The 9,281-nt window shown below is 40.8% G+C and carries 8 protein-coding genes; 2 read left to right on the top strand and 6 right to left on the bottom strand.

Annotated elements, in window-relative coordinates; translation table 11 throughout:
• The 4 genes from AC3LHT_RS02285 to AC3LHT_RS02270 form a co-directional block, all read right to left on the bottom strand.
• Positions 1–951 (bottom strand): TetR/AcrR family transcriptional regulator (locus AC3LHT_RS02285; protein ID WP_488661838.1); only part of this gene is annotated, 951 nt, incomplete at its 3' end.
• A complete protein-coding gene (gene fabG / locus AC3LHT_RS02280) occupies positions 948–1,694 on the bottom strand; it encodes a 3-oxoacyl-[acyl-carrier-protein] reductase (protein WP_488661845.1) in 747 nt (248 codons plus the stop codon). The genes fabG and AC3LHT_RS02285, both read right to left, overlap by 4 nt.
• 30 nt (positions 1,695–1,724) lie before the next feature.
• Positions 1,725–2,771 carry a 3-oxoacyl-ACP synthase gene (locus tag AC3LHT_RS02275; RefSeq protein WP_488661837.1) on the bottom strand — a complete coding sequence of 349 codons (1,047 nt, stop codon included), beginning with the start codon at positions 2,769–2,771 and terminating at the stop codon, positions 1,725–1,727.
• 134 nt (positions 2,772–2,905) lie between these two features.
• Positions 2,906–3,712, bottom strand: a complete 807-nt coding sequence (locus tag AC3LHT_RS02270) for an alpha/beta fold hydrolase (RefSeq protein WP_488661836.1) — start codon at positions 3,710–3,712, stop codon at positions 2,906–2,908.
• Between the two features lie 212 nt (positions 3,713–3,924).
• Here AC3LHT_RS02270 and nifJ point away from each other — a divergent pair, with 212 nt between their 5' ends.
• Positions 3,925–7,443, top strand: a complete 3,519-nt coding sequence (gene nifJ / locus AC3LHT_RS02265) for a pyruvate:ferredoxin (flavodoxin) oxidoreductase (protein ID WP_488661835.1) — start codon at positions 3,925–3,927, stop codon at positions 7,441–7,443.
• Between the two features lie 54 nt (positions 7,444–7,497).
• Here nifJ and AC3LHT_RS02260 read toward each other — a convergent pair whose 3' ends face one another.
• A complete protein-coding gene (locus AC3LHT_RS02260; RefSeq protein WP_488661834.1) occupies positions 7,498–7,995 on the bottom strand; it encodes a hypothetical protein in 498 nt (165 codons plus the stop codon).
• Positions 7,996–8,255: 260 nt separating this feature from the next.
• Between AC3LHT_RS02260 and AC3LHT_RS02255 the strand changes: the two genes are divergently transcribed.
• Positions 8,256–8,903 carry an RNase H family protein gene (locus AC3LHT_RS02255; protein WP_290646323.1) on the top strand — a complete coding sequence of 216 codons (648 nt, stop codon included), beginning with the start codon at positions 8,256–8,258 and terminating at the stop codon, positions 8,901–8,903.
• Positions 8,904–8,906: 3 nt separating this feature from the next.
• On the opposite strand, the gene AC3LHT_RS02250 is transcribed toward AC3LHT_RS02255, so the two are convergent.
• On the bottom strand, positions 8,907–9,281 hold a 375-nt coding region (locus AC3LHT_RS02250), incomplete at its 5' end, for an SDR family NAD(P)-dependent oxidoreductase (RefSeq protein ID WP_488661833.1).

The raw sequence follows: 9,281 nt of genomic DNA, 5'->3' as shown, positions 1-9,281 counted from the left end.
TTCGTAATATCTGTACCCGAGATTATCCACGATAAATTCCGACTCCCTGACGATCTCGTAAATCTCTCTGTGTTCTTTCATGAATTCGAGAAATACCCGATAATTCCGTATCTCTTTTTCTAATCTGCTTTCTAAATTGACTGAAGCGTCTCTCATCATATGGCGGAGTTTTCTATTGGCAAGCACAACCAGTTCTTCAAGCAAAGCCTGTTTGTTCTTGAAATAAAGATAAAATGTGCCTTGCCCATAACCAGCTCTGGACATAATTTCATATACGGAAGTTTTGAAATAGCCTTTTTTTCCGAAGAGCTTTTCAGCAGATTTCATTATAAGCGAACGACTATCTTTGCCGTAGCTCGCTTTTTTGTAGATCGAAAAATGCGTAACCTCATCGCTCAGTTCAGCAGACACACCAAACCCATTGCATGTAAAATCCAACAGGTCGTTTATAACTTCAGCAGGAACTTTCATGTTTTTGAAAACGATCCAGTAAATAGCGCTGAATCTTAAGGGCCCGATTATAAACCACTTCATGGCTGGTTTAATTTCAGAAATATCCTTTTTTAAGATTTTGGAGACAGCATCCAGATATATGGCGTCAACGAGTTCTTCAATGTTCCTAAGCCTGTATTCAGCTTCGTGAAAAGCCTTAAAGCGTTTTTTTGATTTCCAGAGTGTCTCAAAAGCGGATACATATAAATATTTAAGAGTGTCACGTCTGTTCCGGCCTCCAGTGGTTTTCATAGACTGCTGAAAACTTTCCATCATTTCATTGGTTATAGTCCTGAATATATCGTCTTTGTTTTTGAAATGACGATAAAAAACGCCATTGGACAATCCAGCTTTTCTACATATTGCTGCTACGGATGTGTTTTCAAAGCCCTTGCTGCTGAAGAGATCTTCAGCAGCAAGAAGCAGAGCTTTTCTGGTTCTTTGAACCTTTGTGCTCAAAGAACAAGGCCTCCATCGACACCAATAATTTGGCCGGTGATATAACTTGACTCATCGGATATCAGGAACAGGTAAACGTTGGCGATCTCTTCAGGATTTCCCATTCGTTTAAGAGGGATTTTTTCTTCCATGTATTTAATGACTTTTTCTGGAACTTTTTCTGTCATTGGTGTTTTTATAAATCCGGGGGCTACAGCATTTACTCGAATATTTGCACCTTTTCTGGTAAATTCCTTGGCCCAGGTTTTGGTCATGGCGATAACCCCTCCCTTGGTGGCTGAATAATTTGTTTGGCCTATATTGCCATATACACCAACAACTGAGGAAGTGTTGACTATTGCGCCATGGCCTTGATTAAGCATAACAGGGGCAACGAACTGAGTCATGTTGAATACGCCTTTTAAGTTCACGTCAACAACGGCATCCCAATCTTCTTCTGACATCTTTTGGATAAGCGCATCTCTGGTTATACCAGCGTTGTTAACTAACCCATCGATTTTTCCGTATTTTTCTTTTAGTTCCTCAACAAGATTTTTGATTGCTTCCCGATCTGTGACACTAAGCTTTTTTACAACTACTTCACCTGCAAGCCCTTTAGACTCATCTACAAGGCTTTTTAAGAGCTCTTCGTTTAGATCACATGCTATCACGATAGCCCCTTCTTCACAGAACCTTTTAGCAGAAGCTCTTCCTATACCACTGGCTGCTCCGGTGATGATAACAACTTTCCCCTTAAGTCTCACTTTCATCCCTCCATATTCATGAATCTATGCTTATCCCCATCGCACAGTAGTTGCAGCCCACACAAATCCAAGACCTGCTCCTACCATAACGATGACTGAACCATCCTTTATTTTGCCGCTTTTGAGTCCCAGCTTGATGGAAAGCAATTGATCGTTTTGACCAATGTGTCCATATTCTTCTAAGTAAGTGGATTGTTCAGGGGTTAGCCCAAGTTCTTGCAAAACAGCGTAATGTGCTGAACGCTTGAAATGCAAAATAGCGAGGTAGTCAATGTCCTTTTCACTGTAACCACTTTTTTTTACAGATTCCTTTATTACATTAAAGAAGTTCGGTGTCGTTTTTTCTGAGAGTCTCTTTTTGAATTCCGCTGGATCACCGATAACTCTGAAATAGAAATTTTTAACATCTGTATCTTTCATAGGCCAGTTTTTTGTCCCACCAACCGGTACTACACAATCTTCGGCAAAAGAACCATCTCCCTTGAAAGAGGAAGAAAGCACAATGTTGCGGCCGAGATTTTTCTTCAATACAACAGCAGCTCCTCCCGCTCCAATGTCCAACATGAAGCTGGTAGTGGGTTCTGATGGGTTGATAAGATCGACATTTCTATAACCGCTGGCTATCAGAACTGTGTTAACATCATCTCTGGTTAGCATAATGCTTTTAGCTATGTCAATAGCAACCATCATGGATCCACACATAGCCTCCATATCAAAAGACCACGCATGAAAGGCGCCGATTTCATGGGCGACTTTCAATCCTGCAAGCCAACAAGGATAATCTTTATGTTGTCCACCACCCCAGATGAGCAAATCTATCTCTTTAGGAGATATTCCTGCATCTTCAATGGCTTCTTCTGATGCTTTAATAGCCATATAACTTGTTGTGTCTTTTGATCCTGGGAGATATTTCTGCTTGATCCCAAATTTTTCGATTATGACGTTTTCCGGGATGTTTGACAATTTGGCTATCTCTCTTGCTGGCATTTGTTTTTCAGGTAGATATATGCCTATACCGGCAATTCCAATATGTTCCAAAACCTCACCCCATTTTGTGTGGTGTGATTCATCTCTCATTAATGATAACTGAACCACCTCTCATTTTACATGATAACCAATTTCCTCTTCATATTAAAAATCACTGAGAAGCATTTAGAAAGCATCAGGAAGGAATAAAGGCAACCTAGCTCGATTATGAAAACCAGAACAACTCAATTGTATTTCAAAAGAAAACCAATAATAGCACTTAAAAATTCACTCTTCTTTTCCAGGAAAGCAGCATGGCCAGCGTCGTGTATAACTAAACATTCGCAATTTGAAATTTCATCTTTTATTAGCTCCATTTCGTTTATCGGAGTGATAATATCTCTATCAGCCATTAGTAAAAGAGTGGGACAGTTGATATTTGATAGTTCATTGAGCGTATTAAAACTAAGATTACTTGAAGCTAACCTGATAAATCCATCGAACCATTCCATGTTAAGAAGTGTTTTGAAGTTTTTTTGACGGTTTTTAAGCCAGTTAAGATTTCTGTTGTAAAAACTATCAGAGTATATAAAGGGAATAGCCAATGCGAAAAATTTTTCGCCATCATACAATCGTGCAGCCTCTTTCCACGCTTCACCTAATTCTTGAAGATATGGGGAAATGCGTGCTGGAGTATTGGAAAGCACCAGGGTGTTTAATTTTTTGGGGTACATCAATGCGAAGAGCTGGGCCACCTGTCCACCGTAGGAAAGGCCAACGATGTTTGCCCTTTTTATATTGAGATGTTCCAGTAAAGCGTTGAGGTCTTTTGCATGTGTGGAGATATCATAGTTTTTGCGCATCTTGCTGGATTTTCCTTGATCTCTGAAGTCCATAAGCAACACCCTGAAAAAGCGCGTCAGATCTAGCAAATGGCCATGCCAGGAAAGTGTAGACATCATGATACCGTTTAAGAGTACGACAACTGGTCTGCCTTCTTCACCATGAAGTTCGTAATAGAGCTTTGCAGTCTCAACTTCAAAATAAGCCATAGGGAACCTCCTTTATTTTGGTTAATTAGATAATACAACATTATTTTTCAATAATTCCAGATGCTCAATTAACAGCAAAGGCGTTCATCTTTTTGCCATTTATAAAACAGTTTTTTGGTCGAAAACTTCCTGAGAGTGTGCTATCATTAAATGAGTTAAATGGTTCACAAGGGTATTTTCATACACTCGTCTTCGTTTAAGGAGGGTTGAACATGGCAAAACGCATGCAGAGTATGGACGGGAATACCGCTGCTGCTCATGTAGCCTATGCATTCACCGATGTAGCCGCTATATTCCCTATCACTCCATCCTCACCCATGGCTGAATTTATTGACGCCTGGGCTGCGAATGGGAGGAAGAACCTCTTTGGTCAGACTGTTAAGGTAGTCGAAATGCAATCAGAGGGAGGTGCTTCCGGGGCAGTTCATGGTTCACTTGCTGCTGGAGCTCTTACAACTACCTTTACTGCTTCACAGGGATTGTTACTCATGATCCCGAACATGTACAAAATCGCGGGAGAATTACTTCCGGGCGTGTTCCATGTTAGCGCACGTGCAGTTGCAGGGCACGCGCTCTCGATTTTTGGCGATCATACGGATGTTATGGCAACAAGGCAAACCGGGTTTGCACTTTTGGCATCCGGTGGCGTACAGGAAGTTATGGATTTGGCAGCCATTGCCCATCTTTCAGCAATCAAATCCAGAATACCATTTCTGCACTTTTTCGACGGATTCAGAACTTCGCACGAAATCCAAAAGATAGAAGTTCTGGACTATGAAGACCTTGGAAAATTGCTGGACATTGAAGCAGTCAAAACTTTTAGACGAAACGCCCTGAATCCTGAACACCCGGTAATCAGAGGGACTGCTCAGAATCCAGATATCTACTTCCAGGCTAAGGAATCCGCTAACAGGTTCTATGAGGTAGTACCCGATGTAGTAGCAGAGTACATGAAAGAAATCTCCAAACTCACCGGCAGGGAATACAAACCGTTCAACTATTACGGTGCGCCAGATGCTGAGCATGTTATTATCGCAATGGGTTCTGTTACTGACACAGCTGAAGAAACAGTTGATTACCTGCTCAGCAAAGGTGAAAAAGTTGGACTTATAAAAGTACACCTTTACAGACCATTCTCCGCAAAATACTTCTTTGATGTTCTGCCGAAAACTGTTAAAAGAATCGCTGTTCTTGACAGGTCAAAGGAACCGGGTGCTCTTGGAGAACCACTTTATGAAGACGTGAAGGCACTTTTCTATGGAAAGGAAAACGCTCCACTTATCGTTGGTGGAAGATATGGACTCGGTTCAAAAGACACCACGCCTTCACAAATCAAAGCTGTTTTTGACAATCTCAAGGTTGAAAATCCGAAGGATCATTTCACAATTGGCATCGTTGATGATGTGACAGGAACTTCATTGGAAGTAAAGGAAGTAATCCATACCACGCCTGAGGGAACGATTCGCTGCAAATTCTGGGGATTCGGCTCTGATGGAACAGTTGGTGCAAACAAAAACGCTATCAAGATAATTGGTGACAACACGGATTATTATGCCCAGGGATATTTTGCGTACGATTCCAAGAAATCCGGAGGCGTTACAATATCCCACCTGAGATTTGGAAAAAAACCCATCAAATCCACATATCTTATAGACGAAGCAGATTTTGTTGCCTGCCATAAACAGTCTTATGTTCATCAATATGATCTTTTAAAAGGCTTGAAGAAAGGCGGTACATTCCTTTTAAACACAAATTGGGAAGGCAAAGAGCTTGAAAAGAACCTTCCAGCAAATATGAAACGATATATTGCAGAAAACGACATTCACTTTTACACAATTAATGCCACCAAAATTGCCAAGGAAATAGGACTTGGCGGTAGGATAAACATGATTATGCAAGCTGCTTTCTTCAAACTCATCAACGTTATGGATATTGACCAAGCAGTCGATCTACTCAAAAAAGCCGTTGTTAAAACCTATGGCAAAAAAGGTGAAGATATCGTAAAGATGAACCACGAAGCCATTGATAAGGGAATAAGCTCATTGGTGAAAATCGATGTTCCTGATTCCTGGAAAAATGCTGTTGATGAAAAAGTTGAAGAAAAAGAAAAACCTGAATTCATTAAAAAGATTCTTGAGCCTATGAACAAACAGGAGGGTGACGACCTTCCAGTAAGTGCTTTCGTTGGCAGAGAAGATGGCTCTTTCCCTCTGGGGACAGCTGCCTATGAAAAACGTGGTGTCGCAGTAGAAGTTCCTGAATGGATAGCTGACAAATGTATTCAATGTAACCAATGTTCCTTTGTTTGTCCACATTCAGCTATAAGACCTTTCTTACTTAATGAGGAGGAAATGGCGAAGGCTCCAGAAGGATATAGTACCAAGAAAGCCATCGGTGGCAAAAAATTTGAAGGTCTTCAGTTCAGGATTCAGGTCAGCGTTCTCGATTGTACTGGTTGTGGAAACTGTATTGATGTCTGCCCATCTGACGCTCTTGTGATGAAGCCTATTGAAACACAGATGGACGAAGCGAAGAACTGGGAATTCTCTGAAACTATCAGCGAAAAAAAGGATCTCCTACCCCTAACCACGGTCAAAGGTAGCCAATTCTCCAAACCATTATTTGAATTCTCTGGAGCATGTGCAGGCTGTGGTGAGACACCTTATATCAAGGTTGCTACGCAGCTTTATGGTGACAGGATGATTATAGCTAATGCCACAGGTTGCTCTTCAATCTGGGGGGCTTCTGCACCTTCCATACCCTATACGACCAACGCTGAAGGGAAAGGTCCTGCATGGGCGAATTCACTCTTTGAAGACAATGCTGAGTATGGTTTTGGTATGGCTATCGCAGTAAAACATATCAGAGAACGTATTGCCGAGCTGATGAATGAATTGCTCAGCTTTGACCTTCCTGAGGATATTAAAGCACCGTTCCAGGAATGGCTGAATGGGATGGATGACGCGAAAGCCTCCAGTGATGCAACTAAAAAAATCCTCCCCATTCTTGATAAGAAATTCGAGGAGAAAAGGGTCAATGAAATACTCGCTGAAATAAAGGAAGATAAGGACTTCCTGGTCAAAAAATCAGTATGGATCGTTGGCGGAGATGGCTGGGCATATGACATTGGCTATGGTGGACTTGACCATGTTCTTGCCATGAATGAAGATGTCAACGTTCTTGTTTTCGACACGGAGGTTTATTCCAACACCGGTGGGCAATCATCAAAGGCCACACCAACAGCTGCGGTTGCAAAGTTTGCTGCTTCCGGTAAAAAGACCAAAAAGAAGGATCTGGGTTTAATGGCTATGGCTTATGGCTACGTGTATGTTGCACAGGTTGCCATGGGGGCAAACATGAACCAGTTCATGAAAGCCCTTACGGAGGCTGAAAGCTATAAGGGTCCGTCATTGATTATTGCTTACTCACCCTGTATCAACCACGGTATAAAAATTGGTATGGGTAAAACACAATTCCGTGAAAAGCAAGCCGTTGAAGCAGGATACTGGCATCTGTATCGTTACAACCCTGAGCTAAAGAAACAGGGCAAAAATCCATTCATTCTCGATTCAAAAGAACCCAAAGCTTCTTTCAGGGAATTCCTAATGGGAGAAGTCCGATATACTTCATTGCTCAATACCTTCCCGGAGATTGCCGAAAAACTCTTTGCAAAAGCTGAAGCAGAAGCGAAAGAGCGTTACGAAACATATAGAAAACTTGCAGAAGGATGAGCATAAAATAAAAAAGGGGCGCTAATGCGGCGCCCCTTATTTATTGATATGCCCTTAGAAAGCGATACCGGCCATAACATATGGGAACATAAAAGGACTAAATGTGTCTATATCTGAGATATAGGTTGATCCATCCATACCAGCTTCGACGAAGAAAAAGGCCAGTTTAGCTCCAATCCCGAGCTTTGTAAAAAGGAAAAGCTGATCAGATTCAATATCTCCATTGATGTAAGCCTTTATGACATTGAATGGCGAGGTGATCTGTCCTCTCAAATACAGGAACCAGATGGGTAGCTTCAGGTTAATTCCCAAAAACACATCGGGTTCAGAATACTGTTCAAATACATCAGTGGCGACATCATAATAACCCATGGGAAGTTGCAGCGTGAATAAAGAAAGATCTAATTGCCCATAGATTTCAGCGCCTTCTATTGTGGGCGGATCTGCATAGAAATCACCGTAAAAATCTCCGCCAATTCCAACAAACAAACCCTTCGCAAGAAAAAGCGTTGAAATCCCTATAATCATCAGGACTAAAAGCAATTTTCGCATAATTACACCTCCCTTTTTAGAATATTTTCACTATCATTATATCAGTATTTCAGACTGAGAACAAATACAAATGGACAGTACAATACGTTAAACAGCAACGTAGTGAAACATAAGAGATATTAAGCATTAAATTAGTACATATGTTTTATACGAATCAAAAAGCCTTTTTCAGGTGAACCATGCTAAAATAATTAACGATAATGACCGAAATCATTGGCAGGAAAATTGCTTATTAACCAAAATATTACAAAGGAGTCTATATGTTCCCAAAAGAAGAAGCTTCAAACCTGATTGCATTTTTCGAATCAAAGGGATTTGGTATTTTGAAATATGAAATAAAGGAATATTCTATGATAATCAGGCTGAAAAGAATTCCGTGGGCTTTTATTGTTTATAGAAACAAAAAGGGTGAGAAAAGGCTTGTTTTACCTAAAGGCATTTCTGCAGATTACAGAGAAACGATTTATAAACTCTGGAACGAATACAACGGAAAAAAATTGAAGGGCTATCATCTTTTTGTAGATGGTAGTTACAGAGATGGCAGAGCTGCATATGGCGTTGTGTGTATAAAGGACGGAAAAATCGTAAAGACTCTTTCTGGAAGTTTTAAGCTTCAAGGTGGCACAAGAAATGTTGCGGGAGAAATCCAGGGAGTGTTAAAAGCTCTGGAATGGTCTGCAAAAAATGGTATCAAAGAGATATGTTTACATTATGATTATGAGGGCCTTGCAAATTGGATTAATGGCACCTGGAAAGCAAAAATCCCTCTTACGCAGGGATATGTAAAACGTATGAAAGAACTCTCACAGACGGTAAAAATACATTGGATAAAAGAAAAAGCCCATTCAGGCAGTGTTTACAACGAAATGGCTGATGTGCTTGCCCGAAAGGCTTTGGATAGCAACTGAGTATTACCTTTCTTCTTTCTGCAAATTCAACGAGTGCTTGCTTTCATTGTAAAAAAGTTTTGCGGCGAACTTCATCACCACCGTGTTGCTAACAAAACGCTGTATAAATAATATAAACCTATTTGCCATACCGGGAATATAAATTCTTCTCCCTTTTTCAAAGGCATGTAAGGCAGCTTTAACTACCTTTTCAGGATCCATTTCTTTCAATTTCATTTTGGAAACGCCAGCTTGATTGAAAAATTCCGTTTTTGCCGGTCCGGGGCAAAGAGCCATTATTCTAATGGCTCCCTTGAACTCATAATTCAGTGCTTCTGTAAAGGAGAGCACGAAAGCTTTTGAAGCAGCATAGGTAGTAAAACCCGGTAAAGGTTGAAA

Source organism: Kosmotoga sp., assembly GCF_982836095.1.
This window is presented reverse-complemented; position numbering and strand designations above follow the sequence as displayed.

Bases quoted from the DNA above. Each gene is read 5' to 3' on its own strand.
- AC3LHT_RS02275 (WP_488661837.1), bottom strand. From the start codon at position 2,771: ATGAGAGATGAATCACACCACACAAAATGGGGTGAGGTTTTGGAACAT.
- nifJ (WP_488661835.1), top strand. From the start codon at position 3,925: ATGGCAAAACGCATGCAGAGTATGGACGGGAATACCGCTGCTGCTCAT.
- AC3LHT_RS02270 (WP_488661836.1), bottom strand. From the start codon at position 3,712: ATGGCTTATTTTGAAGTTGAGACTGCAAAGCTCTATTACGAACTTCAT.
- AC3LHT_RS02260 (WP_488661834.1), bottom strand. From the start codon at position 7,995: ATGCGAAAATTGCTTTTAGTCCTGATGATTATAGGGATTTCAACGCTT.
- AC3LHT_RS02255 (WP_290646323.1), top strand. From the start codon at position 8,256: ATGTTCCCAAAAGAAGAAGCTTCAAACCTGATTGCATTTTTCGAATCA.